The organism is Alteribacillus bidgolensis, from assembly GCF_002886255.1.
Lineage (GTDB): Bacteria > Bacillota > Bacilli > Bacillales > Marinococcaceae > Alteribacillus > Alteribacillus bidgolensis.
In genome coordinates, this window is the sequence record NZ_KZ614149.1 from 972485 (window position 1) to 998080 (window position 25596).

Sequence of the window (25596 nt, forward strand, 5' to 3'; positions counted from 1 at the left end):
TATAAAAAAATAATGAATAAATATATGATGGCCTGGTTGTTGATAATGGACGCGCAGTACGTATCAATACATTTGCATCATTAGCAAAACTCGGCTTGTCGGATATCAAACAGTGCGAAAAAGCTGTCCCCTACAATGTAAGAAACAGCAAGCTATCAACGCTATTTTATTTTAACCCATTTTAATACCCATCTAAGTATTAAAATTGACCAACCTCCAATTAGACCGCCGGCTGTATTTAAGATCACATCATCAATGTTTGCTACACGATGAGTAAAAATAAATTGATTCATTTCTATAAAGGTTGATAAACCAATAGATAACAGTGGGATAATCCATACAGCTCTTCGTTTTTTCTTAAAAACAGCAGCCGTCAAAATTCCAAAAGGAAGAAACATAAAAATATTTCCTCCAAGTATTCGAACAGGATTTTCGATATCTGGACTATAATAAGCAATGCGAAAGATGCTGCGAAACGGAACTAAATTATAATTTCTCCCTCCAGGACCTAATGGACCGTAAGAAGATCCATAGTTCCAGGCAAATAAAGTGACATAAAAAAGAATGCCGAGATATACAAGCAACAGTATTAAAATGATTTTTTTCCAAGATACGTTGATTTTGTTGGGTGTCGGGTTGGAAGGTGTGTCCAGATTATTCATGTATAACTCCTGCCTTCGTTTACTTTTTCTTTATTCATTATGGTTTCTCGATGTCATTTTGGCAAGAAGAAACGTCATGTATTAATCAACAAAAAATATTTAAAAAGAACCTGATTTGCTGTCATGAATAAAAAGAAACCGCCTAACAAAAGGACTTTTCCCTTTTTATTAGACGGTTCTTTCACATCACATGGCGACAATCCGAGTTTTATTAAGTAGAACGACGTTTATCCATCTACAAACGGTTTCTTCTTATGATTACTTCATCGCTTTTTTGCTCTCCCATTTTTCTTCAATCTTTTCTAAAATGGAGGGATTCTTTAGTATTTCTTGTTTATTCTCTTCTAATAATTCCTTCATTGAAATTCGTTTCTTTTTATTCATTATAAACTCTCCTTAATAAATTTATTGTTTTGCCTCTTTTTTTAGTTAAATACAGCTTTTCTTAATTATTAGATTTTTATACTTATTGTTATAATTAAATACGATACGTGAAATTTTATGGAGGCAAAAGAAAAACCGAACCCGGTCAGGTTCGGCCTTCTCTCCTTTAGCTTTTAGCGCTTCTTGCTTCAGCAAGTTTGCTGCGAAGTACCATTTGAAGAATTCCGCCGTGACGATAATAGTCTGTTTCAACTTCACTATCAAATCGTGCAAGAGCTTCAAATGTTTTCTTGTTGCCATCTTCATCTGTTGCTTCTATTTCTACATAATCACGTGGTTGAACATTGTTGTCAATTTTCACATTAAATGTTTCTTTTCCAGTGAGTCCAAGGCTTTCTGCATTTTCGCCTTCTTTGAATTGGAGCGGCAGAACACCCATTAATACAAGGTTGCTGCGGTGAATGCGTTCAAAGCTTTCGGCAATTACGGTTTTGATGCCGAGCAGGTTTGTACCTTTTGCAGCCCAGTCACGAGAACTTCCCATTCCGTAGTCCTTGCCTGCAATAACCATAAGGCCGGTGTCATCTTCTTTATATTTCATTGCAGCATCATAAATGGCCATTACTTCTCCATTTGGCCAATATGTTGTATATCCGCCTTCAGTACCCGGAGCAAGCTGGTTTTTAATACGGATGTTTGCAAACGTACCTCTCATCATCACCTCATGGTTTCCGCGGCGGGATCCATAAGAGTTAAATTGAGCAGGTTTAAGTCCTTTGTCCATCAAGTACTTACCAGCTGGGCTGTCTTTTGCAATAGAACCTGCCGGAGAAATGTGGTCTGTAGTAACCGAATCTCCAAATTTACCGATGACACGCAGGTCATTAAGCTCTTTAATGTCTTCAGGTTCTTCAGACATTTCTTCAAAGAATGGCGGGTTTTGAATGTAGGTGGATTCGTCGTCCCAGTCATACAATGCTGCATTTTCATCAGATTGAAGATCGTTCCAGCGCTCGTTATTATCGAATACACTCTCGTATTCTTTTTTGAACATCTCAGGTGATACGTTGTTATGAACAAATTCTTTAATTTCAGCAGCTGTCGGCCAAATGTCTTCAAAGTAAACATCATTGCCATCTTTATCCTTGCCGAACGAATCGTTATTCATATCGAAATTCACGTTCCCCGCAAGAGCATATGCCACTACTAACGGAGGAGAAGCAAGATAGTTTGCTTTTACAAGCGGGTGGATGCGACCTTCAAAGTTACGGTTACCACTTAATACCGAAGAAACGAGCATATCATTTTCTGCAATAGCTTCTTCAATTTCTTCTGGAAGCGGTCCGCTGTTTCCGATACACGTTGTACAGCCATATCCTACTAGGTTGAAACCGAGTTGATCGAGATAAGGCATCAAACCTGCATCTTCTAAATAACGCGTAACGACTTTTGAACCAGGAGCAAGGGATGTTTTTACGTATTCTGGTACGTCCAGCCCTTTTTCAATTGCTTTTTTAGCAATTAATCCAGCTCCGATCATTACGTATGGGTTCGAAGTATTCGTACAGCTTGTGATTGCTGCGATTGTTACTGCACCTGTTTCAAGTTCAGAAGTTTTACCGTTTGGATGTTTCACTTCTGCTTTTTTGTTAATATCCTCCGGCGCCAATCCAAATCCTTGATTTCCGGCAGGTGCTGTTAAAGCATCATTAAATCGCTTTTTCATCTCAGACATAGGAATCAAGTCCTGCGGACGCTTTGGACCAGACAAGCTTGGCTCAATTTGAGAAAGATCGATTTCGACTACTTTTGTGAAATCCGGTTCTTCTTTTCCGTCTTCATAGAAAAGATCATTTGTTTTGCAATACTCTTCTACCAATTTAATGTGGTCTTCCGTACGTCCTGTAAGGCGTAAATAATTTAATGATTCTTGGTCTACCGGGAAGAAACCGCATGTTGCACCGTATTCTGGCGCCATGTTTGAAATGGTTGCACGGTCTGCAAGCGGCATTTCAGCAAGGCCAGGACCAAAGAATTCAACAAATTTACCAACTACGTTAGTCTCACGAAGTGTTTGAGTCACTTTAAGAGCGAGGTCAGTAGCAGTTGCTCCGTTTGGAAGAGAGCCTTTCAAACGGACCCCGATCACTTCAGGTGCTGGGAAATATGATGGCTGCTGCAGCATGCCAGCTTCTGCTTCAATACCGCCTACACCCCAGCCAAGCACACCAAGTCCGTTAATCATAGTGGTATGAGAATCTGTTCCGACTAACGTGTCTGGATAGGCTTCTACTTCACCGTTTTCGGTCTCATTAGCATGAACGACAGAAGCAAGATATTCCAAGTTTACTTGGTGAACAATACCTGTAGCCGGCGGAACTGCACTGTAATTATCAAATGCTTTTGTAGCCCAGCTAAGAAGTTTGTATCTTTCTTCGTTTCTTTCAAACTCCAAATCCATATTACGTCGAAGAGAATCGGACGAACCAAATTCATCCACCTGTACAGAGTGGTCTACGACAAGGTCTACTGGGATAGCAGGGTTAATTTTTTCTGCATCTCCCCCAATATCAGCCATTGCTTTTCTCAAAGAAGCTAGGTCTACTACCGCAGGTACACCAGTGAAGTCTTGAAGGATAACCCGTGACGGTTTAAAAGGAACATCTTCCTTTCCGCCTTTGTCTTGCCCCCAATTAGCAAGGCTTTCTACGTGTTCTTTTTTAATTACTTTTCCATCCAACTGTCTTAGCACAGATTCCAGCAGCACTTTAATAGAGTATGGAAGCTTGGATACATTAGCTACGCCTGCCTGCTCTAGTGCTTTAATGTCGTAGTAATAATACGTCTTTCCATCAGATGTGAAAGACTTACGCGCGTTAAAGACATCTTGATTTGTACTCATATGTATTCCCTCCTCAAAAACTATGATATAACAGATTGAAGAAAAAGTCGAAATCTTGTTTCCGCTTATAAAAATTACCGGAAAAATTCGATGATTTCCACCCACTATCTAAGAATAGCAAAACTTTTTACAAATATAAAGTGAAACTTATAACCTGCAGTACTTCTGCCTTACACAACCAGTGCCTGCATTACCTTAGGGGTTTCTAATTACCTATGAAAGGGATTGCATTTCTTTTTCGATGGTTTGGAGTGCGCCTGCAATAATTTTACTTTCTTCTTCTGTAATAGTGCGGAAATCAAAGACAACTTTTTCTTCTTTTATACGAGCGACGACAGCTGGTTTCGTTTCTGTACGAAGCTTATCTATTACCACTTGGGCAGGGGTATTGCCCGAATGCAAATGTACTACAGCAGTAGGCAGTGTCACTTCCGGCATCGTACCTCCCCCTACTTTCGATACATCTTCTTCAATGAAAGTTTGCCATTCAGATAAATGAATTAAATCAGTAAATGCCTCCGCTCTTTGCTTTATGGACTGTTTTGTTTCTAGAACCCGCTCTGCTGTAGGTATAGTATATACGCCTTCTTCTCCTTGCAAATATGCTTTCAGCGTTTCCTCTAATGCTGCAAGTGTCATTTTATCTACTCGCAGAACTCTAGCAAGCTGGTGTTTTTTTAAGTGATTGATCCATTTCTTTTTCCCTGCAATAATTCCAGCTTGAGGTCCGCCAAGCAATTTGTCTCCGGAAAAAGTCACAAGGTCAGCACCATCGTTCAAAGCCTCGGAAACAGTAGGTTCTCCCCCTATACCATGGTTTTTGAAGTCATAAAGCGCTCCGCTTCCAAGATCTTCATATACAATTAGGTCTTCGTTTTCCTTAGCTATGTTAACTAATTCTTTTAACGGTACTTCAGCTGTAAATCCAATTGTTTTAAAATTGCTTGTATGTACCTTCATTATCATAGCTGTTTGTTCATTTACTGCTTCTTTATAATCATGCGGGTGAGTTTTATTCGTCGTGCCTACTTCTACTAAAGAGGCTCCGCTTTCTTCCATAATAGAAGACACTCTAAACGAACCGCCAATCTCCACGAGCTGCCCTCTTGATACAATTACTTCTTTTCCTTCTGTTAATCCTTTTAATACTAAATACACAGCTGCAGCGTTATTATTTACTACCATCGCTGCTTCTGCTCCTGTACACTCTTTTATTAAGTCTTCTAGAATAGAGTGGCGAGAGCCTCTTTGTCCAGAAGTTATTTCATATTCTAGATTTGTATAGGACCTGGCAGCCATAGCTACTTTTTTCACTGCTGCCTCACTCATATTAGCACGGCCGAGATTGGTATGAAGAATCGTACCTGTGGCATTTATCACACGTTGGAGCCGATCTTCCTGAAAATATTCACTTTTATACTTTAAACGTTCTAAAAGGTATGTTTTAATTTCTTCTGTTGTATGTACATCTGGCCCGATATTTTCTAGAAATGCTTGTCTGAGCAGGTCCACTTCATTACGCAGCCAGCTTGTTACAACCTTTTCTTCTCCTATTTGTTCAGCTGCTTGTTGAAAAAGCTGATTTTGTTGCAATTCATGAACAGACGGAATTTTTCTTAACTTTTCTTTCATTTCAATCTCCTTTTTTAGGGAGAAAACTTGGGTTCTCGGCAGTTCCGTTTATCTAAACTGTTTACCGTTAACACTTCACTCTTTTCTAATAGTGGGAAAACCAGAAGAATAAACTTTTTCTGGCTGCCTTCCAAGTTATCTTCCGAGCTTCTCTACAAATTCTTCTTCATCTGGAAAATCGCCAGTTTCCTTTTTGGAATAAATTTTCTCTCCATTTAATGAAACTTCAAACACCCCGCCAGAACTAGTAATAAGCTGGATTGATTCAATTTCTCCCCTGTATTTATCATATAGTTTGTCCGTGAGACTCACGGCTTTTGGAGCATAGTTTCACTGCATACAAAATTCAATGCTTAATTTCATCGTCCCTCGTCCTTTCTTTCGATAGGTTTCTTTTTTTATTTTAGTTTATCGTTTGTATTCATGCAAACAAACGAATTATAATAAGATATAGATGCCGACTGGAGGTGAGCGTATGAGTAATGAAGAAAAAATCAGATTAACAAGCCTGTCTTCAAAAGCTGGCTGAGGATGCAAAATTGGTCCTGAGGACCTGGCGCAAGTATTGCGTCACTTACCTGAACGAGAGACAGACCCTAATTTACTAGTAGGTATGGATACTTCTGATGATGGGGGTGTCTATAAACTAACCGATGATATTGCCCTCGTACAGTCGGTCGATTACTTTACACCGATTGTGGATGATCCATATATGTTCGGCCAAATTGCTGCTGCTAATGCGCTAAGTGACATATATGCCATGGGGGGGAAACCAACAACGGTATTAAATATTGTCGGCTTTCCTATTAAAGAGCTTCCCGATGAGATTTTGGCCGGTATGATGAAAGGAGCATCTGATAAAGTTGACGAAGCAGGAGCTGCCATCGTAGGCGGTCATTCAATAGATGACCAGGAACCAAAGTTTGGACTGGCTGCAACCGGTATTGTTCACCCTGAAAAAGTGTGGGCAAACAAAGGGGCAGAACCAGGAGATGTTCTCGTGTTAACTAAGCCTCTTGGTGTTGGTATTCTAACAACCGCTATTAAACGAGAAGCAGCAACGGCCGACCAAGAAAAAGCCGTGACAAAAGTAATGGCACAGCTAAATAGAACAGCTGCTGAAACATTGTCAGCTTATACTCCTCATGCCGTTACAGATGTCACAGGATTTGGTCTGCTCGGTCATGCATTTGAAATGGCTGAAGCAAGTCATGTTACATTTTCCTTTGATTCGGAAACTATTCCGCTTTTAGATGGCGCAGTTATTCTAGCGGAACAGGGAATTATTCCTGGAGGTTCCAAGGCAAATGCAAAGTACCTTGCATCTCACATTGCACGAGAAAATCATGTCTCTGAGTTAATGCAGTCTATTCTTTGTGATGCCATTACATCAGGCGGTCTTCTCATCGCTATGTCAGAGGATGAAGCTGCAAATTATGTCCAAGACATGCATGATAAAGGAGAAACCGATACAAAAATCATCGGTAAGGTAATGGAAAGAAATACACAATCCATTTTTCTCAAGTAATAAATACTATGTATAGTAGCCAGACCACAGCCAAGGTCTGGCTTTTTATTATCTAGCCATAGTTATGAAGCGATTGAAAATTTTAATTATCACCGTTTTATTTATGGTTCTTTTGCTCATTCGCTTTAAGATTGGTGATACAATTTTTTTGCTTTTATGCACATATCTCTTAGTCATTACTCTTATTTGGTTTGAGCAAGCTTATTAGAAGACAATTCCTCATATAAAAAAAACAGCTTTGATAAAATGAGCATCAAAGCTGATTTTTCAATATATAGATTTGGATTTCAAGTCAATGCTTAATTCCCGATCCTCCAACCTTTATTATTGTTGTCATTAATTTCATCCCTTTTAATAAATAATAGAATCCAAATAATGTTGTCAAGGTTGCTGCGTTAAGGATGAAATAATAATTAACTGGTAATTGAAATACGGGAGTTGTAACAAACATATAATTAGAACCTATGATAGGATTGATGATTCCTACACATGCTGCACATAAATAAATGAAAACACCATTGTACATAATGGTTTTAAAAGAAATCTGCAACCTTATTTTTATTAAATGATATACTCCAATAAATAGTATGACAAAATGATAATAAAAAAAGTAAATGGCATATTCTGTTCCATAGGAAACGATGCCAAATGGGTAGGAAATTGCAATTACCGGCCCTATAATTAATGGGCAAATCATGATATCCATAATTCTTTTGTCGTTTTTAAGGACAGCATATACTGCGAGTATTTGCATAATGTTGCATAGATGTAAAGGGGATTGTCTAGAAATATCAAACAATCCGTCCTTTAACAACATAGAATAATAAATACTCCAGCCGATCGTTATCAAAACACATACTGTGATTCGAAATGTTTTAGTCATTTTACCACCATTAACAAATAATCGCAGGGTTTTAACTTATTATTCCAAATGGATTCACGGTTTATGTATATTTATTTTGTAAAGAACCACTAGCGAAAAGGTAAAATCAATGACTTTTGCCCCTGTCAACGCTACATCCGCAGTGACTTTTCTATTGTTCCATTCCTACCTTTTTAATCCATTTAAATAATCTGCTAGTACTTTAAACTTGTTCCTCCCAATGACAGACATTTTCCGCTATTTTTCACATATTATGTTGGAGAAAGGAGGAATCAAGATGGATAATTGGATTTTTTTAATGCTAGCAAATATTTTGGCTGGGGTTGCGTTAATAAAAGTTCCATTAGAAGGGACTTTCTTAGAAGGTATCATTCCCGTTACAACTATCATTGGTATTCTTGCTGTATTAATTTTTTCTTTTTATCTTCTTTTTAAAGGTGTAAGGTTTCTGTTTGGTAAATATTAAATAAAAAGCTGCTAAGTAAAGTGTTAGCAAAAAATTCTCTTTATTGTGTGGGCTTGAACCGGCTTGAGCACATACGCCAAAATTTACTTTTTGAAAAAAGACACTCCTCAGCGTCATAAAGCCAAGGAGTGTCCATTTCATGTTATTTAGTCGTGCAGTGTGTGAGCTCATCTATGCCTATACATAGGTGATTACGCGACATTGTTTTTATCGTTAATGTTTTCTTCTAACGGCAGTTGATTCGCTCGGGCTTTTTTCGCCGCCTGGAAAAAGAGAACGGTTACAATAATAGTTGCAATTGCAGCACCAATGTAGGAAAGGTTCATTGGTAAGCCAAAACCGATAGGTGCATTCAAAATATAAGTTGTCGTTGCCATCGTCATAAATATTCCTGGAATCATAGCAATCCAATAGTTTTTCTTTGCAATAAATAGATACATTGATCCGACCCATAAAGCAATTACCGCTGTAGACTGATTTGCCCAGCTAAAGTAACGCCAAAGCAGCTCAAAATCAATATTGGTTAATACAAAAGAAATAGCAAATAGAGGAAGAGCAATCCATAAACGACTACGCCATTTCTTTTGAGGCAGTTTAATATAATCCGCAATAATCATTCTTGCACTTCGGAATGCCGTGTCACCAGAAGTAATTGGCAGAACAATAACACCAAGTACAGCTAATGTTCCTCCCACGGCACCAAGCATTAAAGTTGACGCTTCACTAACAATAGCTGCTGGACCTCCATCTGCAAGCAATTCGTTTAACCCTGCAGGACCGTTGAACAGACTCATCGCAGCTGCCGCCCAAATCATGGCAATAATTCCTTCTGCAATCATCATTCCGTAAAAGATTTTACGACCTTGTTTTTCATTTTGTGTCGTACGAGAAATTATTGGTGTCTGTGTGGCATGAAAACCAGATAATGCCCCACATGAAATAGTTAAGAACAATAATGGAAAAATCGGTGCATTGTCAGGATGAAGATTTGTAAAAGACAGCTCTGGGATCGGTGCTCCGGTAAACACTAGCATTCCCCCGACACCGAGTGCACTAATTAATAACAAGGCTCCTAAAAACGGATAAACACGACCAATAATTTTATCCACAGGTAAAAGCGTCGCGATAATAAAGTAAACAAAGATAGCCGCTAAAATGAGACTCATCGTTGTCCAACCATTTGACAAACTAAAAAGCAGTTCAGCTGGAGCAGATACAAACACCGTACCAACTAATACAAGCAGCAAAACAGCGAACACGTTAACAACGTGCTTCATCACATTTCCTAAAAACTTACCTGCAAGCTCAGGCAAGTGAGCACCACGATTACGAATCGAGATCATACCTGTTAAATAATCATGGACGGCTCCAGCAAAAATACACCCAAACACGATCCAGAGAAAAGCAACAGGCCCATAAAGCGCTCCCATAATTGGACCGAAAATTGGTCCAACTCCTGCAATATTCAGCAGTTGAATTAACGAATTTTTTTTCGAGTTCATTGGCAGGTAATCCACGTTATCTTGATTAGCATAAGCTGGAGTGGTTCTGCCTTCATTTACTCCAAACACTTTTTCTACAAACTTACCATATGTGAAATATCCTATCACTAATAAAATAATGGCTATTAAAAAGGTATACATATTGTCATCCTCCCTTTTACAACTGTGAATGCGGTTACAAAGAAGTATAACGCAGCGTACGATCTAATAGTGAATACAGGAAATAACATGTAGAAAACGAGCACTATCATGTCGTATTACCATCCTCAAACGCAAAAAATGTAACCCTTTTCCTATGATTCACTTGGACAACATGATAACATCGCTTTCCCGCATCCATATTTTTACAATACTATCTGGAAGTTCCGATTTACTCGCCTATCTACGCAATTTACTCGCCGTTTTATTGATTTTACTCGCCAAGCTCTTATAAGGACTTGGACGACTAACGACATCACTTACAACAATATCTTCCCCATCTGAGCAAAATGAAAAAACAGTTCGCTTTATCCAGCGAACTGCTTTACAGCTCTAATCGTGCTCTTAATGCTTTAACGTAATTTCGACTAACAGAAAGCGTATCCTTTTCGCCTTTTACTTTAAGCTGATAAGCGCCGTTAAACCATGGAGTAAGGCGAACCACGTAATCTAAATTGACAAGATAGCTTTTGTGTATGCGAAAAAAAGCATATGAAGACAGCCGTACTTCTAAATCTTTTAATGGTGTTTTCACTTCATATGTCGCCTCATTTGTGATAACCTTTGAGACTTTTTCCTCTCGGTAAATATAAATGATTTGTTTTGGATCAAGGTAAAATATTTCACCATCTTCGTCGACTGCCAATTTTCCAAGTGGATTTTTTACAGTTTGGTTTTCGGTTGAGATTGGCTGCAAAATTTTTTTAATTCTCTTGATCGCCTGGTTTAATTGTTCTTCATCATAAGGTTTTAACAAATAGTCGACAGCCTCGTACCGAAAGGCTTCTGCTGCAAATTGTGGATAAGCGGTAGCAAATACAATAAGCGGTACTTTTTTTAGCTCTTCAAGTGACTTAGCTGTTTGCATGCCATTCATTTTTGGCATTTCTACATCTAAAAACACAACGTCCGGTTCAAGTTGGAGTGCTTTAATAATAGCATTTTCTCCTGAATCAGCTTCACCTACAATGGAAAGCGAAGGATGTTGACTGATTAAATGTTTTAATTCATCCCGGCTGTAACGTTCGTCATCAACGATGAGTACGGTAATAGCTGTTTCCATTTCATTATCCTCCTTCACTGGGTAAGAAAAAAGTGATCTTCGTTCCAATGTCAGGTTTACTTATTATTTGAAGGAAAGCTTTCTCTCCGAACATCATCGTCAGTCTTCGATTAACATTGAAAAGCCCAATGCCCGCTCCAGTTTCTGACATTGCCCGTCCATGTTGAATTTTATCAATCGTTTCTTCAGCCATGCCATGTCCATTATCTTCTACTTTCACTTCTACTCCATGCTGGCTCTTGTGAATGACAATATTTACGAAACAATCCTCATTTTTATTTTTTAATCCATGTTTGATTGAGTTTTCAACAATTGGCTGCAGCGTAAGCGGTGGAATATTTGTATTAAGCCCATCCTCATCAATGTCGTAGAAGATTTTTAACTTATCTACAAAACGGGCTTCTTCTATCGCTAAATATGCTCTTACGTGCTGAAGTTCTTGGTCTAAAGATATCATATCAACGGTAGTTCCAGTTAAATTTTGTCGTAAAAAATGAGAAAGAGACACAAGTAAATTCCGAGCTTCTTTAGGATTAATTCGGATTAAAGAAACAATGATATTGAGCGAGTTAAAAAGAAAGTGCGGACTAATTTGTGCTTGTAAAGCTTTAATTTCCGCTTCCTTTGCAAGCTGGTACGCTTTATCTGCTTGTGCAACTTCGAGCTGATGACTTAAAAGGTCACTCAGCCCTGCAATTAATTCTTTAATAACACTGGTGATTTCTTTTTCGGAATGAAAATAAATTTTTAATGTTCCAACAGTTTCACCACGCTGCTTTAATGGGGCAATAATAGCTGCACCAAGCTGGCAATTTTCATTCGCACAGTGTATGGTTTGATCCGTGGCTACCACAAGCTTTCCTTTGTTTAGGACATCTTTTGTTATATCCGTTTGGATAAGGCTGTTTGTACGATGATGAGAGCTTCCGTCCCCAATATGAGCCAATATGTGGGTTTGGTCTGTAATGGCCACTGCACTGGAATCAATCTCATTGTATAAGATCCGGCAAACCTGCTGCGCAGATGCCGTTGTCATACCCTGGCGGAGGTGTGCTAATGTTTGATCAGTAATCCTTAATGTTTTTTGTGCTTGCAGAGCCCCTGCTTTTTCTTCTTCATTCATTACATTTTTGATCACTAAAAGAAAAAGAGCTGAACCGAGTCCGTTTGCGATAATCATTGGAAGACCAATAGCTTCCACCAATGTGACAGCTGCTTCGAATGGTCTTGAAAGCATTAAAATGATGACCATCTGCACTGCTTCGGCAATCCCTCCTACAAAAAAAGCGGTTTTCAGTTTCACATGGTGGTTACGCTTGTACACTGCCCCTGCGATAAGACCAGCTGCGATAGAAGCGATACTACAAGAAAAACCGGTAAAGCCGCCAAGAGTAAAACGATGAATACCAGCAATGAGACCAGCGCCTACGCCTACTTTATAGCCACCAAGCAGTCCAGCTAATACAACACCAATTACTCGAGAATTAGCAATTGCTTCATCTGCAGCGACTTCAGCTGTCCAACGATTAAATTGAAGAGTTTCCGTGCTAAAAGTTAATCCGGAATACGTACCAATAATTCCAAAAAAGCCAAAGAAAAAAATCACGGTATACTGTTGTTTTCGGTTTAACCGGTCTTGATAAAACAACCCTCTAAAAAAAGGAAACCGAGTGAGGATAAAAGCAATCGTTACAATAATCCCTAGACGTTCTAGCATCGTGAACAATAACTCAAACATGAACGTACCCCTTATTACATGCTTTTGCATGGTTAGAATAAAACATAATATGAATGAATTTCATATTCATTTCTATATCATTATAAACGAACATTATAAAATTCCCTCGTTATCGTTCGATTTTCGCTTCAGGCGGACGCTTTCACCCTCGGGGCACAAGTGCGACATCTACTCCCACTCACTTTGTTTGTTCTCGTAGTGTCTTCTTTACCACGGGCTTGGCTTCAGCCTCCTCGGCAGCAAGCTGCCTGCGTGGTCTTCAGCTCAATCTTATCCCGCCGAAGTCGCCGCCTTCCGCTACAATCGATATAATGTTCGTTTTTGATAATCAAAATAGCACTTCCTTATGGAATTGATTCAAATAATAGGTTACTTTATTTTTTCCAAAAAAGTGTAAAAAACTCGAGATACCATATTAGGATCTCGAGCTTTGATTGAATATAAAAATCATTTTACGCTTGAAGCGCTTTTCCGTAAATGGTTTCAAGACCTATAGATGTTAAGTCGTCTGGCGAGCCATTAAAAATGACTTCACCATGAGATAATCCGATGATACGAGTGGCAAATTCCTTAGCAAGTGTAACATCATGAACATTTATTATCGTGGTGAGATTTTTTCTTTCATGTACCTCTCTTAAAAGCTGAAAAATTGATCGAGCTGTGCCTGGGTCGAGACTTGCAACCGGTTCATCTCCTAAAAAAACTTCGGGCTCCTGCATAAGTGCTCTGGCCACTCCAACGCGCTGTTTTTGTCCGCCGCTGAGCCATTCTACCCGCCGGTCAGCCATTTCTTCCAAACCGACTTGCTTTAAAATCGCTTGTGCTTTGTTTTTTTCGGATTGGGAAAAAACACCTGCAAACGCCGCGATGCCATGTTTTTGCCCAAACAGCCCCGTTAAAACATTATGTTCTACCGTAAGCCTGGGAATAAGATGAAAATGCTGAAAGATCATACCGGTGCGGCTTCTCCACTGCCGTCTTTTCCATTCAGACCATTCAGCAATATCGCTCCCATCAATGATAACTTTGCCATCCGTCGCCTGCTGCAAAGCGTTAATCGTGCGTATCATCGTAGATTTTCCTGCGCCGCTTGGGCCTAGTACACAAACAAACTCCCCTCGATCGAAGGAAAGATTTATATTATTTAATGCAGGTTCCTCAGATTTTGGGTAAAACACAGTCACATCATTTAATTCAATCATTTTCTCACCTCGTGCACTTGCTTAAATTACTTTTTTACGTATAAACGCTCCAAATAAATCTACAATAATAACCAAAAGCATAATCAATATAACTTCAACTGTTACAGCTGGATAGTTAAAACTGTTAAAATCATTTATTAGTTTTTGCCCAATTCCGCCCCCGCCAATGAACCCAAGAATCAAGGATGTACGAATGGCTACCTCAAAACGATAAAAGTAATGGGATAATACATTTGGCCAAATTTGCGGCAATATCGAAAATAAATTTCCAATACGCCGTCCTGCTCCTACCGATTGCATTGCTTCTTGAGGTCCTGCATCAGCTGCTTCAATAAGTTCTGATATTAATTTGCCCAAAACTCCAATATTATGAAGTAAAATAGCCATCACTGCAGGAAACGGACCAAGTCCTAATACGACAACAAACACCAAACCAAATACGATCTCCGGAACCGAGCGTAGTATAGATAAAAAAAACCGGTTCACATAATATAAAAAAAGATTTGCCGTTGTATTTTTTGCAGCTGCAAAGCTTAACGGCAAGGCAATGAGCAATGCAATAAACGTTCCTAAAAATGCTACAGCTAATGTGACAAGAATAGGATCAATAAGAATTGGCAAAATATCCCAGCTTGCCGGCAGAAATCGATCATGTATAAAAGAATATGCATTGTTGAATTCTTCAAAATTGTTCCATTCAAATTCTGTTTTCCTCATGCTCCACCAAGTAAACAGACCTAATAGGACTGCATAAATCCAGGCTCTTTTCCGGAACCAGCTCATTGCCTTTACTCCTTTACTTGACTGTAATGCTAATCTTCAATGCTTTCCATATTCAGCATGCCAAAGTCTTCGGCTGCTTTAGAAATACTTTCATATTGGCTGTGATCCGTTTCTACAAACGCCGAAGCACCGCCAAATATTTCAAGAATTTCTTCATCTTCGATACTAGTAAATGCCTCTTGTAATGCTTGTTTTGTATCTTCATCCATATCACTTGGAACCGCCCAAGGATATTGGTATAATTGTTCTGATTCCCATATAACTTTTAATTGACTGTCGTCTATTACACCATCCGCAACTAATTCATTGTAAATAGCACTGTCAATCGCACCAGCATCTACTTCTTGACTTTCAACTGCGCTTGCAGTGACATCATGTGAACCTGTGTAGCGAACGGATGCAAAATCATGTTCGTCTTCGGATTCAAAAACGCCTCTGTCTCTTAGTTCAAGACCTGGAATGAGAGAACCGGAAGTAGAAGAAATACTTCCAAATGCAAAATCAACTTCCTCAGAGTCCCCCAATAGTTCATCTAAGCTATCCCAGGGCTGATCTTTATGGGTAAGAATATATGAATAATAATAAGGTTCCCCGTCAATCTCTTGTGTAATGATAGCCTCTGCTCCGCTTTCTTCATTAGCAATAACATAAGTAAGCGGTCCGAGATAGGCCATATCAATATGCCCATAATTTAAAGCTTCTACAACCGCATTATAATTGGGATAGTGATCTACAGCTACTTCCTGGTCCATGCTATCATTTAACGTTTCTTCTAGTTTTCTCAATCCATCTTCCATTTCTCCAGAAGATTGTGCTGGTATAACGGCAATTTCTAATGCATCCTCAGATTCGCTGCTGTTTTTATTTCCTTCTTCATTCTCTTCATCAGCCCCGCCGCAAGCTCCTAAAAAAAATAAAGAACTTACAGCAACAGTAATACCCCACGTTTTCATCACAGTACCACTCTCCATTTCTAATATGTAATGACTATGATTCCATATTGGAATACCCTTGCGTTAATAAGCTATCACTGTTTATGATCATTGTAAAGAATTATTTAGCATCTGTAAAAAGGAGCAGCCCATTATGAATGAAAAACAATTAGAGGTTTTTGCGGAACTTGCAGCTTGGCGGAGCTTTTCAAAAACAGCTCATAAGCTGGGAATATCGCAATCAACGGTAACAAAACAGCTTAAAAGCCTCGAACAAGAACTTGGCAGCCGATTAATAAACAGGCAGACTGCTGCACTAACAGAAGAGGGCGAACTAGTGTATGAAAAAGCAATAGAGTGGCTGAAAGAATGGAGAGATCTTCGCAAACTCTGTCAAAAGCGTGGAGAAAAGTACACACAAACTTTACGAATCGGTGCAAGTACTACACCAGGGACATATTTTTTACCATCTATATGTAAAGAATGCCACAATCAGTTTCCACACCTGCGTTTAAACCTTTATATTGATGATTCAAACAATGTTTTAACATTACTTTCTGAAAACAAAATAGATATTGCGGTTGTCGGCACGAAATCGTCTTCTGCCACTATCGATATGTATCCGCTTTGGAAAGACCGTCTTGCCGTTATCGGTCCTCCCGAAGCAGATGATGACCCAGTTACTCATTTCTCTGATCTTCAATCCTTTTCATTTGTGAAAAGAAAGCAAGGCTCTGGTACGTACCAAGCGGTCGAAATAGCTTTAAGCAGCTGGAGAGGCTCACTCCCTGAATTAGAAACAGCTGCTGTCGTACCCAATACAGAAAGCTTGCTTTCTCTAGTAGAAGCAGGAATAGGCTACGGATTTATTTCCGAATTAGCCCTTCCTTCTGCAAAAGCGAGAGGCTGTGTTTTTAAAGGATTTTTGCCATATAATAGAGACTTTTATATCGCCTGTTCAAAAAGTGCTCAAGAAATGGAAACAGCCGCCGCTTTCAAAAACGCAGCAGAAATATGGAAGACAGTCTATAGGAAAACATAGATCTATTACTCAAGTATATTTTTATACAATTCAATATATCGTTTAGCTTCTTCTACAGGATGATGATATGTCAAAACATAGTCACGAGCCTGCTCGGACAACTTTTGGTATAGTTGGTCGTTAGAAAAAAGCTGTTCAAACTGTCTGGAAAATTGGCCGGGAGATGAAAATAAATAGCCATTGCAGCCAGGCTGCACAACACTTTTATTGCCCGGGTTGTTTCTTGCTAATGCAGGAACTCCCTCTGTCATTCCTTCTAAAAGACTGACAGGCTGTCCTTCTGACTCGGAAGTATTGACTACCGCATCTGCCCATTTATATAGTATGTGCATTTCTTCTGGTTCAACCGGCGGATGATAGGTAAACCAAGGGCGTTTACTAGACTCATGAAGTACCTGCTGCTCAATTTCTTTATTTAACGGTTCTCCTATCAACATAAATCTCAGATTGGGATATGACTTCTTTTTTTCATCAAGTTCATCAAGCACGTACAGAACATCTTTCACAGGACGAAGACCAGCCGGCAGCAAAATATTGGGGAAACCATCAGGCAGTTCTAAATTAGTTTGCTGTTTAGGTAAAGGTATGTTTACAGCCTGTGGTATAACATGTGTTTTTCCACGAAGGAAGGGAAAATCCTGTACCGCCTTTTCTTTCCCATCTTCAGTAAAAACAGTTAATGCTGCTGCATCCTCTAAAAGATGGGCCATGCTGTCTTTTTTTTGTTTTTCTTTTAGATCTATATTTATATCTGTTCCTCCGGTTGTTAAAAGAAACGGTTTTTGAATAAAGATTTCGTTCGAAGTAAGCCACTCTGCTGTTTTTCTAACATGAAGTGCATGAACAATATCTGCTTGTTCTAAATATGGTTCCGCAGAAGCTGTTTCCTCCTTAAAGGCAAAGACATTCACTGTTACACCAGCTTTATTTAAATATTCCTTCATTCGTTTTGCAGTAGTTGCATTACCTCGTTTTGAGTAATAATAGGGTGTTAAATATAATACGTTTAATGTTTCTCCAGTTTTCATGTCAGTTACGCCACACTCTTTCCTGATCTATTCTTTTTGTCCATCCTGATTCATCCATCCATTCTAAAAGGGGGACCAGGTATTTTCTCGTTAAGTGAAGTACATCTTTTGCCTCCTGCAGGGTAAATGAAGCTGGGTGATGATCACGAAGCTTTTGTGCAGCTTCACCTGCTGCATGTTTAGACCATACGTGTTTATCATCCATCCCGACAGCTTTCTCTTGTTGCAGCAGCGACCGTTTCAGTTCCTGCGATAGTTCATTAGGCAGCTGTTGTTCTTTTGCATACTCGTCCCAAGGTTTCACTGAAATCCCGTCTTTTCTCCAGCTTTCCAGCAATTGCTGTATTCTTTTTTCCCAGCCTTTTGGATAATACGGGGCAAAACTATGCAGTGATACATATTGTTTGTGCTTTTTGATTTTGTTCTGTGTCTCTGCTTCTTCTAAAAATCGCTCGATGAGTTCTTTTGGCAGTGATCGTAATTTCAATGACTGCAATTCTTCTTTATTTTTACCTGTTCTTAAAGGATACCTTTCATGATAATCTTTTAATTCGTCTATTAATTCCTTCCAAAACTGTTCGTATGTTTCCTTTAATACCAGTTTTTTATTAGAAAGCTCCCAAATTGTACTATTTTCTATTAATTGCGTCACCAGCTCATTCGCGTCCTCTTTCGTTAGTCCTGTCTGTTTTGCAATTTCTTCTCTGGTCAGCCATTTTTCTTCAAGAAGAGCGGTTTTAATGAGTTCGTCTGGTGTGCCTTCTAATTCTTTTTCGAGACGCTGCACCGACTTTTCGCCAAAAGGAAGACGTTCCCCTTGCGGATTTATGATCCAGCCGCCGCCGATTGTTTCAGTAGGTGTTGGCCGGCGTAAAATAAACCGATCTTCTCGTTTGGTAACGACCGGTTTGTCTAAGCGCAGCTGACAAACTACTTTATGTACTCCCGGTTCTAATACATTACGGTCAAAAAACACTATGTTTCCGTAAACTTCGGCTGTGCCAAGGTGAAGCTTAATATATCCCCGCTGTTTTAAATCATAAAAAAATTCTTTAGAAGGGAATAATACGACGTGGACAATAGATGTAGTGACATAATGTTCGGCAGCCACAACGACATCTCCTCGTTTTATTTCTTCTTTTGAAACGCCGCTGAGATTCATGGCAAGCCTTTGACCAGCAATCCCTTCCTGTACTTGGCTGCCGTGAATTTGCAGCTGTCTTATTTTTGTTTTTTTGCGCTGCGGGAGGACCTGCACAGTATCTCCTTCGTAAATACTTCCTTCATATACAGTGCCTCGCACAACGGTTCCTTGTCCATGGACCGTAAACACCTGATCAATTGGAAGTCTAAAAGCCCCTTTTTTGTCTCGAACGGGGATTTTTTCTAAAATATATATTAACTGCTTACGGACTTCCTCTACTCCGCGACCGGACACACTATCGACAAATACCATCTCTGCTTTTTCAAAAGGTGTTCCTTTTACTTCTTCACGAATGTCTTCTCCGGCAAGCTCCAGCAAATCATCATCTACTTTATCTGCCTTTGTGACCGCAATAAGTCCGCCCTTTACGTCTAGCAAAGATAAAATATCGAGGTGCTCTTTTGTTTGCGGCATCACTCCTTCATCTGCGGCAACAGTAAGGACAACTGCATCAATGCCTGCCACTCCAGCAATCATCTGCCGGATAAACCTTTCATGTCCAGGGACATCGATAATAGAAACATCCAAATCATCTGTTAACTGTAAAGGAGCAAATCCGGGTTCAATTGATATATTGCGTTCTTTTTCTTCTTTTAGACGATCCGTATCTATTTTCGTTAATGCTTTTGTAAGCGTGGTTTTTCCGTGATCAATATGACCAGCCATACCTATTGTTAATGTCCTCTTCCCCATGTCACTTCCCGCCTTTTTTTTGCTCGATCTGATATTATTTATTATGTGTCAATATTACTATAAGTAAGAAAGGATTGAAAATAATTCTACCTGCTTGCATAATACAGCCAGAGCGGGTAAAATACAAATGATTATGGGGCCGGTTGCGATGCTGGTGCACGCCGAGGTCTTCAAAACCTTCAGGGAGGCGCGTGCCGTCTCCGCTGGGTTCGATTCCCAGACGGTCCCGCCATATTTTGTTTCCTTGTATAACCTGAAATATTCCATACAAAACCCTTCTGCAAAGAGAGCAGAAGGGTTTTTTAAGGTATTTATTCATAACTTTGGGGATCATTTTGAAGTTTTTTGGTAAGAACTTTAATTTTTTGCTGATACTCTTCGGTTAATTCTTTTGCCCCTTCAATAATTAAACTAGAATAGTAAGCGAAAGGAGCGATGTCTACTTCAGACTTTTCTACGACACTGTAGGTTTTTGCTTTGACCCATTCTTTTGTCTCTAATAACTGTACATTCACTTCGATTCTTTCGTAAAAATGAGGGTGGCCTTCTCTTTTGTCTAGTCCTTTAAAGTCGGGAACCTCAAACAAAATCCCTTCCACTTCATTGCCTGTCTCCGGAATTATGTCTGCTACTCCGCCTTTTCTAGCCTTTGAATATGCACGGTAGCCGAATCGATAGTCTTTAAGTACAGCTGCTCCAACAGGCTTAGCATCCACCGTCCTTTTTATATCCCTTACATTCATACATGAACCATATGCAAAATAATACACGTTTATAAATCCTCCTATTACACTGCGAGGCTTTTTTCATCACGAAACATTGCTATTTTTTTCACCTATTATACCAAACTAAGACGAAGCAACAAACTTCGTTAATTCCAGCGCAATGCTAAAGTTAATTTACAGCAGTCCAAATCCTCTATCTGTGATTTAAATTCTAAACGAATGCCGTCAGGATTGTAATGCACTTCTACCTCTGAGGTTACTCCGATGGAATAAATCAACCGAAAAACCTCTTCTTCATCCGATTCTTGTGCAGCAGACATTAAAAAAGCAGCAAATTCTTTTGAAGCAGACAAACTTTCGACAACTGTATCAGCATCTCTTAGAAGCTTTTTCATTTCATGAGCTGAGCTATACAAAAGTTCAGGGTTCACTGGCAGTGATTGTCTAAGAGGTAAATAGTGCATAGGGCCATAACAGCAGCGTGGCGGATAAAAGGAATACATAAAAATAGTACCCTCCTAGAAGAAGAAGTACTATTAAAATATGACTCTTCAATCGTATCAGTTACTCGTTTGACGTCGTCTTTTAATTTGTACTCTGCCCCCATTACAATTCTTACTTTATTAATTCAAAAAAGGAACATTGGATGGAGTGTTTATTAAAAGGAATCGTTTATCATAATAAATTATAATATAAATGCAAAAAAATCTTTCTTAAATTATTTCCTCACTCCATATTTACTTTTTCGCTTTCCTTTTATATTTCCTGATTTTATTATATTGGGTTTTATCCTTCAGACTCTTAAACCCCTGAATTAATGGCCATCGATTGAGCTCAAAAATATAAAGAGAGCCATCTTCTTTCATTCCAATATCTACACCAAATATTTTTTGGTTAGGAAAAGAACGTCCTAACGTCTCAGCGGCAGCAAGAGCTATTTTCTTAATCTCTTCTACGATAAAATCTTTCTTTTCAACTGCATTTAATTTTTCCATTGCTGTTTCTAAGGGGAGGACAATTCCGCGGCGGCGTTTGTTCGTTACTTTATATCCCGCTCCAGCTTTTCTTGCGATGATGCCATTTACAACCCAATCATCTTTTGTTGTTAATCGTTGTACGATAATCCTGAAATCAAAACGCTTCCCATCGATGGTTGCAAGATCAATTTCTTGTTGAATAATATACTTTCTTTTTTCTGCTGACTTTTTAATATAATTATAAGCGGCTGTTCTTCTTTTAAAATACTTCCTTGTTTTGTTTATATGCACCAGATACTTTGAATTTATTTTACTAACAAAATAAATTCTTTGACCTTGCCGGCCGCTTCGTGGTTTTACAACAACAGAATTGTATTTTTTTAACATATTAATAAAATTTTGTCTATTCCATTTTAATGTAGCAGGAAGATGTTTTTGCAGAGCTTCATCTTTCTTTAAAGCAAAATACATTTTATATTTATTTCTTCCTTTTAATTTCACTACCATCCTAACATCCCTCTTTTATTTGAAGATATAAGCTAAAAAGAGAAAGCAGCTTAATAAATGAAAAAGAATTACCGTTTATCTTCTTTATACTCCTTAAGCCGTTGTTCCTGTAAATCAGTAAAACCCTTCAAAGAAGGTTTACGGTTGATCTCAAAAATATGAAGCGATCCATCCTTTTTTATTCCAATGTCTATTCCATAAAGCCGTTTCTTTGGATAATACCGGTTTAATGCGTTTGCTGCTAGAATGGATACATCTTTAATGTGATCTAACAAATATCCTTTTTCTTCATTTGAAATATTACTTTGATTCATGGCCTCATCAAAAGATAAAATATTTCCGCCCTTACTAGCATTTGTTACCATTCTTCCTTTTTTTGCCACCCTCACTTTGTGAGCCGTTGCTTCCCATGGTAAATTTATAGATTTTCTTTGCAGAATGACCCGGATATCAAAGAGTCGTCCGTCTATTTTTGCCATTTTAATACGTTTTTGAATAATATAAGAGGTATTATTAATTCTTTTTTTCATATATTCATATACTCTTTGACGAGATGAAAAATAAATTTTATTTTCGTATAGTTGAACGACATAACTTTTGGAATTTCTTTTGAATATGAAATAAATATTTTTCGCCTTCAATCCTTTGTTTGGTTTCACAACAATAGATTTGTTTTTAGATAACATTCTCTCAAAGTTTTTTTTGTTCCACTTTTTGGTGTGAACGAGATAAGGCCTAAGCTCTTTATTTCTCTTCATCGCAAGGTATAATTTCCATTTATTTCTCCCGCTTATTTTCAATTTTTCTATCCCTCCTCTATTTATCACTGAATCTATTACCTTTTCAGTTTATTCATAAATATAAAATAAGTAAGGGTATATATGGGAAATAATAAAGTGAATATTGAAAATAAGGCTTTCAACCATTAATAGAATCACTAAAAAAATAATGTCAAAACAGCCTTCTGTTATCTATGCTGATTCGATAAATTTTTATTTAAGAATCAATTAACATTGGAATAAACTACCATTTTTCCCAAAATCATCAACTTTCTAATATGCATGTATACCTGCTAAACACAAATAATAAGAAAAACACAGGCATATGTCTGTTAGACAGGTTTACTACTAGAAAAACTCAGCTTGCGCCATGTAGTGGAAACCGCCTAACAAAAGGTAAAAGGAACTTCTACTACTAAAAATCACATTGTATGTTGAGTGCCGTAGTTTTGCTTGTACTGTTAACTATAAAAACTTATTTTTTTGTAAGTATAAAAAAGGAGGGATCTCATTCTTGCATATTTCAACACAAACACAAAAAGAAAAAGTCATGTTGGAAGGTTTTTTGCGCTCGCTTGAACAAGACAATACAAAAGCGGAATACGAACCTATTGTTCAAATGTTAAAAGAAGCTGTGCAGGAAGAAAATACGCCAAGTACAGAAGCATCACTAAGTGAGGCCTGTAATGTGAAAAACGCTTGGGAAAACAGCGATTGCTGGTATGAAGATGTCCCGGAATAAAGGTTGTTGTTAGAAAAACTCGGCTTGCCGCCGAGCCTTACGGCGGAAGTCGTAGTTTTACTTATACTTTGTTCCTTAACAAAGTTAAACATTTCAAAAATAGAGAAAAGCATTCATGGATTGTCCCCGTGAATGCCATTCCTTTTGTTATTTTTTCAAGATGGTTTTAACACTTTCTTCCAAAATGTCTAACCCTTTTTCTAAGGATTCTTCTTTAATATTTAATGGCGGCATTACTTTTACCACTTCATCATCAATACCTGCTGTTTCTAATATCAATCCTTTTTCAAATGCGCTGCAGCAAATATCACTTCCCATTCCTTCCACATGACAGGCTAATCCTTTCATTAATCCTCTTCCACGCACTTCTCCATTCAGTTCTGGATGATGCTCAACTAATTTCTCTAATCTTGCTTGAACGATGTCACCTTTACGTTCTACTTCTTTAGACAACGTGTCATCTTCCCAGAAATGTAAAGCTTCTGAAGCTGTTACAAACGCTAAATTGTTTCCTCGAAACGTCCCATTATGCTCACCTGGTTCCCAAATGTCATGTTCAGGTTTCATTAACGTAATAGCAAATGGAAGTCCATATCCGCCTATTGATTTAGACAAACAGATGATATCCGGCTTAATTCCTGCCGGTTCAAAACTAAAGAATGTTCCGGTTCGACCTACCCCGGCTTGTATATCATCAACAATTAAAAAGATGTCAAATTTCCGGCAGATTTCTTCGACTCGTTTAAGCCAATCAAAACTAGCAACATTAATACCGCCTTCACCTTGAACTGTTTCTAAAATAATCGCGGCTGGTTTTGAGACCCCGCTGCCATCATCCGATAAAAACTGTTCAAGATATTTCGTCGAATCTGACCCATCTTTTAAAAATTTATCATATGGCATGACAACCGCGTTATGCAGCGGAATCCCTGCCCCGTGACGTTTAAATTCGTTACCTGTTATAGAAAGTGCTCCCAATGTCATACCGTGAAATGCATTGGTAAAACTCATTACCGTTGTGCGTCCTGTTATTTTCCGTGCTAATTTTAACGCCCCTTCTACCGCATTGGTTCCCGTCGGTCCTGGAAACATCACTTTATATGCCATATTCCGAGGTTCAAGAACGATCGATTGGAGCTGTTTAATAAAGTCTTCCTTTGCTTCCGTCGCCATATCCAGTCCGTGGGTAACACCATCTTTTTGCACATATTCTAAAAGCTTTTCTTTCATTTTAGGATGGTTATGACCATAATTTAATGCTCCAGCTCCTGCAAAAAAATCTATAAATTCATTGCCTTCTTTATCCCATAGAAATTCTCCCTGGGCTTTCGAAAAAATGGTTGGAAAACTGCGGCAATAGCTTCGAACTTCTGATTCATGCTCATTAAAAATATTTAAATCTGAATTAATTTTTATCGTCATGATTTAATCCTCCTCTTTTCCATTTCCCAATATAGGGCTAATCTCATAAGTTTGTTCTGCTTCATGCTCATTACCTGGAAAGGCGTCCGAAGAAAACCGCAGCGTTTTCACCATGTTTGCTCCGAGATGTTCCGAAAGTTTCCGAAAAAGAGCTAGGGAAGCTTTATTGGAAGGTGAAATTGTTGTTTGAATAGCTTTAATATCAGAACATTCATCGCTTTTTAAAAGCTTTTGGATCAAAGTTGTGGCAAGACCTTCTCCTCGCTCTGATTTAGCAACAGCTACTTGCCAAACAAACAAAATATCGTGATGTTCAGGATGGCGAAAACCAGAAACAAAACCAACGATTTCTCCCTCGTTCTCTGCTACCATGCACGTATTGGAAAAATACTCACACAAAATTAAGTAGTAATAAGATGAATTTAAATCTAATACATCTATTTCTCGAACGAGCTCCCAAACTTTTTTACCGTCATTAATATTAGGATGCCGAAACGTGCGAGTTTTAATCGAAGTCAGTGTCATCTCCCCCAAAATATTTATTTATATGGATTAATATCCGTAAAAAAACAAACACTTATTAGTAAAACCTTACTCCAAAT

The 25596-nt window shown here is 38.5% G+C and carries 23 protein-coding genes, 1 tRNA gene and 1 pseudogene; 5 read left to right on the forward strand and 20 right to left on the reverse strand.

Annotated elements, in window-relative coordinates; all coding sequences use genetic code 11:
* Window positions 1-161: 161 nt before the first annotated feature.
* The 5 genes and pseudogenes from CEF16_RS05070 to CEF16_RS24760 form a co-directional block, all read right to left on the reverse strand.
* A complete protein-coding gene (locus CEF16_RS05070) occupies window positions 162-662 on the reverse strand; it encodes a VanZ family protein (RefSeq protein ID WP_091580504.1) in 501 nt (166 codons plus the stop codon).
* Window positions 663-920: 258 nt separating this feature from the next.
* Window positions 921-1046, reverse strand: coding sequence for an FbpB family small basic protein (locus CEF16_RS05075; RefSeq protein ID WP_091580506.1), 126 nt, complete (start codon window positions 1044-1046; stop codon window positions 921-923).
* A gap of 166 nt (window positions 1047-1212) precedes the next feature.
* Window positions 1213-3948, reverse strand: coding sequence for an aconitate hydratase AcnA (gene acnA, locus CEF16_RS05080; RefSeq protein WP_091580509.1), 2736 nt, complete (start codon window positions 3946-3948; stop codon window positions 1213-1215).
* 213 nt (window positions 3949-4161) lie between these two features.
* The gene (gene selA, locus CEF16_RS05085; protein WP_091580511.1) at window positions 4162-5580 is read right to left on the reverse strand and encodes an L-seryl-tRNA(Sec) selenium transferase; all 1419 of its coding nucleotides are present in this window, start codon (window positions 5578-5580) and stop codon (window positions 4162-4164) included.
* A gap of 135 nt (window positions 5581-5715) precedes the next feature.
* Window positions 5716-5898 (reverse strand): annotated as a pseudogene (locus CEF16_RS24760) (Rdx family protein); the annotation flags it as partial.
* A gap of 157 nt (window positions 5899-6055) precedes the next feature.
* Between CEF16_RS24760 and selD the strand changes: the two are divergent.
* Window positions 6056-7108 (forward strand): selenide, water dikinase SelD, encoded by a 1053-nt coding sequence (gene selD / locus CEF16_RS05095; RefSeq protein ID WP_091580517.1) that lies wholly within the window; start codon window positions 6056-6058, stop codon window positions 7106-7108.
* A gap of 292 nt (window positions 7109-7400) precedes the next feature.
* Here selD and CEF16_RS05100 read toward each other — a convergent pair whose 3' ends face one another.
* Window positions 7401-7991 (reverse strand): TMEM164 family acyltransferase, encoded by a 591-nt coding sequence (locus CEF16_RS05100; protein ID WP_091580520.1) that lies wholly within the window; start codon window positions 7989-7991, stop codon window positions 7401-7403.
* A gap of 277 nt (window positions 7992-8268) precedes the next feature.
* On the opposite strand from CEF16_RS05100, the gene CEF16_RS05105 reads away from it, so the two are divergent.
* The gene (locus CEF16_RS05105) at window positions 8269-8457 is read left to right on the forward strand and encodes a hypothetical protein (protein ID WP_091580522.1); all 189 of its coding nucleotides are present in this window, start codon (window positions 8269-8271) and stop codon (window positions 8455-8457) included.
* A gap of 191 nt (window positions 8458-8648) precedes the next feature.
* Here the strand turns inward: CEF16_RS05105 and CEF16_RS05110 are convergent, their stop codons facing one another.
* The 6 genes from CEF16_RS05110 to phnD form a co-directional block, all read right to left on the reverse strand.
* Window positions 8649-10100 (reverse strand): carbon starvation CstA family protein, encoded by a 1452-nt coding sequence (locus CEF16_RS05110; protein ID WP_091580525.1) that lies wholly within the window; start codon window positions 10098-10100, stop codon window positions 8649-8651.
* Window positions 10101-10482: 382 nt separating this feature from the next.
* Window positions 10483-11220 carry a LytR/AlgR family response regulator transcription factor gene (locus tag CEF16_RS05115; RefSeq protein ID WP_091580528.1) on the reverse strand — a complete coding sequence of 246 codons (738 nt, stop codon included), beginning with the start codon at window positions 11218-11220 and terminating at the stop codon, window positions 10483-10485.
* 4 nt (window positions 11221-11224) lie between these two features.
* The gene (locus tag CEF16_RS05120; protein ID WP_091580530.1) at window positions 11225-12958 is read right to left on the reverse strand and encodes a sensor histidine kinase; all 1734 of its coding nucleotides are present in this window, start codon (window positions 12956-12958) and stop codon (window positions 11225-11227) included.
* A 452-nt stretch (window positions 12959-13410) separates the two neighbouring features.
* Complete coding sequence (gene phnC, locus CEF16_RS05125) at window positions 13411-14160, reverse strand: phosphonate ABC transporter ATP-binding protein (RefSeq protein WP_091580533.1); 750 nt, start codon at window positions 14158-14160, stop codon at window positions 13411-13413.
* Between the two features lie 21 nt (window positions 14161-14181).
* Window positions 14182-14943: a phosphonate ABC transporter, permease protein PhnE gene (gene phnE / locus CEF16_RS05130; RefSeq protein WP_091580535.1), complete on the reverse strand. Its 762-nt coding sequence runs from the start codon at window positions 14941-14943 to the stop codon at window positions 14182-14184.
* A gap of 29 nt (window positions 14944-14972) precedes the next feature.
* The gene (gene phnD, locus CEF16_RS05135) at window positions 14973-15896 is read right to left on the reverse strand and encodes a phosphate/phosphite/phosphonate ABC transporter substrate-binding protein (RefSeq protein ID WP_091580760.1); all 924 of its coding nucleotides are present in this window, start codon (window positions 15894-15896) and stop codon (window positions 14973-14975) included.
* Window positions 15897-16029: 133 nt separating this feature from the next.
* On the opposite strand from phnD, the gene CEF16_RS05140 reads away from it, so the two are divergent.
* Window positions 16030-16917: a selenium metabolism-associated LysR family transcriptional regulator gene (locus CEF16_RS05140; RefSeq protein ID WP_091580538.1), complete on the forward strand. Its 888-nt coding sequence runs from the start codon at window positions 16030-16032 to the stop codon at window positions 16915-16917.
* 5 nt (window positions 16918-16922) lie between these two features.
* Here the strand turns inward: CEF16_RS05140 and CEF16_RS05145 are convergent, their stop codons facing one another.
* Complete coding sequence (locus CEF16_RS05145) at window positions 16923-17945, reverse strand: glycosyltransferase (RefSeq protein ID WP_091580541.1); 1023 nt, start codon at window positions 17943-17945, stop codon at window positions 16923-16925.
* A 1-nt stretch (window position 17946) separates the two neighbouring features.
* Window positions 17947-19842, reverse strand: a complete 1896-nt coding sequence (gene selB / locus CEF16_RS05150) for a selenocysteine-specific translation elongation factor (protein ID WP_091580543.1) — start codon at window positions 19840-19842, stop codon at window positions 17947-17949.
* Window positions 19843-19977: 135 nt separating this feature from the next.
* Here selB and CEF16_RS05155 point away from each other — a divergent pair.
* A tRNA-Sec gene (locus tag CEF16_RS05155) sits at window positions 19978-20074 on the forward strand.
* 79 nt (window positions 20075-20153) lie between these two features.
* On the opposite strand, the gene CEF16_RS05160 is transcribed toward CEF16_RS05155, so the two are convergent.
* From CEF16_RS05160 to CEF16_RS05175, 4 genes are all read right to left on the reverse strand, one after another.
* The gene (locus tag CEF16_RS05160; protein WP_091580546.1) at window positions 20154-20612 is read right to left on the reverse strand and encodes a gamma-glutamylcyclotransferase family protein; all 459 of its coding nucleotides are present in this window, start codon (window positions 20610-20612) and stop codon (window positions 20154-20156) included.
* Between the two features lie 101 nt (window positions 20613-20713).
* Window positions 20714-21070, reverse strand: coding sequence for a YuzC family spore coat inner layer protein (locus CEF16_RS05165; RefSeq protein WP_091580549.1), 357 nt, complete (start codon window positions 21068-21070; stop codon window positions 20714-20716).
* A gap of 234 nt (window positions 21071-21304) precedes the next feature.
* The gene (locus CEF16_RS05170; protein ID WP_170031616.1) at window positions 21305-22045 is read right to left on the reverse strand and encodes a YheC/YheD family protein; all 741 of its coding nucleotides are present in this window, start codon (window positions 22043-22045) and stop codon (window positions 21305-21307) included.
* 74 nt (window positions 22046-22119) lie between these two features.
* Window positions 22120-22851 (reverse strand): YheC/YheD family protein, encoded by a 732-nt coding sequence (locus CEF16_RS05175; protein ID WP_091580554.1) that lies wholly within the window; start codon window positions 22849-22851, stop codon window positions 22120-22122.
* A 493-nt stretch (window positions 22852-23344) separates the two neighbouring features.
* On the opposite strand from CEF16_RS05175, the gene CEF16_RS05180 reads away from it, so the two are divergent.
* A complete protein-coding gene (locus tag CEF16_RS05180; RefSeq protein ID WP_091580557.1) occupies window positions 23345-23572 on the forward strand; it encodes a hypothetical protein in 228 nt (75 codons plus the stop codon).
* A 147-nt stretch (window positions 23573-23719) separates the two neighbouring features.
* Here CEF16_RS05180 and ectB read toward each other — a convergent pair whose 3' ends face one another.
* On the reverse strand, window positions 23720-24994 hold the full coding sequence (gene ectB / locus CEF16_RS05185) for a diaminobutyrate--2-oxoglutarate transaminase (RefSeq protein ID WP_091580559.1): 1275 nt from the start codon (window positions 24992-24994) through the stop codon (window positions 23720-23722).
* 3 nt (window positions 24995-24997) lie between these two features.
* Complete coding sequence (gene ectA / locus CEF16_RS05190) at window positions 24998-25519, reverse strand: diaminobutyrate acetyltransferase (protein ID WP_091580561.1); 522 nt, start codon at window positions 25517-25519, stop codon at window positions 24998-25000.
* Window positions 25520-25596 lie beyond the last annotated feature (77 nt).

Excerpts from the sequence above, each read along its gene's own strand:
- CEF16_RS05070 (WP_091580504.1), bottom strand. The coding sequence starts at position 662 with ATGAATAATCTGGACACACCTTCCAACCCGACACCCAACAAAATCAAC.
- CEF16_RS05075 (WP_091580506.1), bottom strand. The coding sequence starts at position 1,046 with ATGAATAAAAAGAAACGAATTTCAATGAAGGAATTATTAGAAGAGAAT.
- acnA (WP_091580509.1), bottom strand. The coding sequence starts at position 3,948 with ATGAGTACAAATCAAGATGTCTTTAACGCGCGTAAGTCTTTCACATCT.
- selA (WP_091580511.1), bottom strand. The coding sequence starts at position 5,580 with ATGAAAGAAAAGTTAAGAAAAATTCCGTCTGTTCATGAATTGCAACAA.
- CEF16_RS05100 (WP_091580520.1), bottom strand. The coding sequence starts at position 7,991 with ATGACTAAAACATTTCGAATCACAGTATGTGTTTTGATAACGATCGGC.
- CEF16_RS05105 (WP_091580522.1), top strand. The coding sequence starts at position 8,269 with ATGGATAATTGGATTTTTTTAATGCTAGCAAATATTTTGGCTGGGGTT.
- CEF16_RS05110 (WP_091580525.1), bottom strand. The coding sequence starts at position 10,100 with ATGTATACCTTTTTAATAGCCATTATTTTATTAGTGATAGGATATTTC.
- CEF16_RS05115 (WP_091580528.1), bottom strand. The coding sequence starts at position 11,220 with ATGGAAACAGCTATTACCGTACTCATCGTTGATGACGAACGTTACAGC.
- CEF16_RS05120 (WP_091580530.1), bottom strand. The coding sequence starts at position 12,958 with ATGTTTGAGTTATTGTTCACGATGCTAGAACGTCTAGGGATTATTGTA.
- phnC (WP_091580533.1), bottom strand. The coding sequence starts at position 14,160 with ATGATTGAATTAAATGATGTGACTGTGTTTTACCCAAAATCTGAGGAA.
- phnE (WP_091580535.1), bottom strand. The coding sequence starts at position 14,943 with ATGAGCTGGTTCCGGAAAAGAGCCTGGATTTATGCAGTCCTATTAGGT.
- phnD (WP_091580760.1), bottom strand. The coding sequence starts at position 15,896 with ATGAAAACGTGGGGTATTACTGTTGCTGTAAGTTCTTTATTTTTTTTA.
- CEF16_RS05140 (WP_091580538.1), top strand. The coding sequence starts at position 16,030 with ATGAATGAAAAACAATTAGAGGTTTTTGCGGAACTTGCAGCTTGGCGG.
- CEF16_RS05145 (WP_091580541.1), bottom strand. The coding sequence starts at position 17,945 with ATGAAAACTGGAGAAACATTAAACGTATTATATTTAACACCCTATTAT.
- selB (WP_091580543.1), bottom strand. The coding sequence starts at position 19,842 with ATGGGGAAGAGGACATTAACAATAGGTATGGCTGGTCATATTGATCAC.
- CEF16_RS05165 (WP_091580549.1), bottom strand. The coding sequence starts at position 21,070 with ATGTATTCCTTTTATCCGCCACGCTGCTGTTATGGCCCTATGCACTAT.
- ectB (WP_091580559.1), bottom strand. The coding sequence starts at position 24,994 with ATGACGATAAAAATTAATTCAGATTTAAATATTTTTAATGAGCATGAA.
- ectA (WP_091580561.1), bottom strand. The coding sequence starts at position 25,519 with ATGACACTGACTTCGATTAAAACTCGCACGTTTCGGCATCCTAATATT.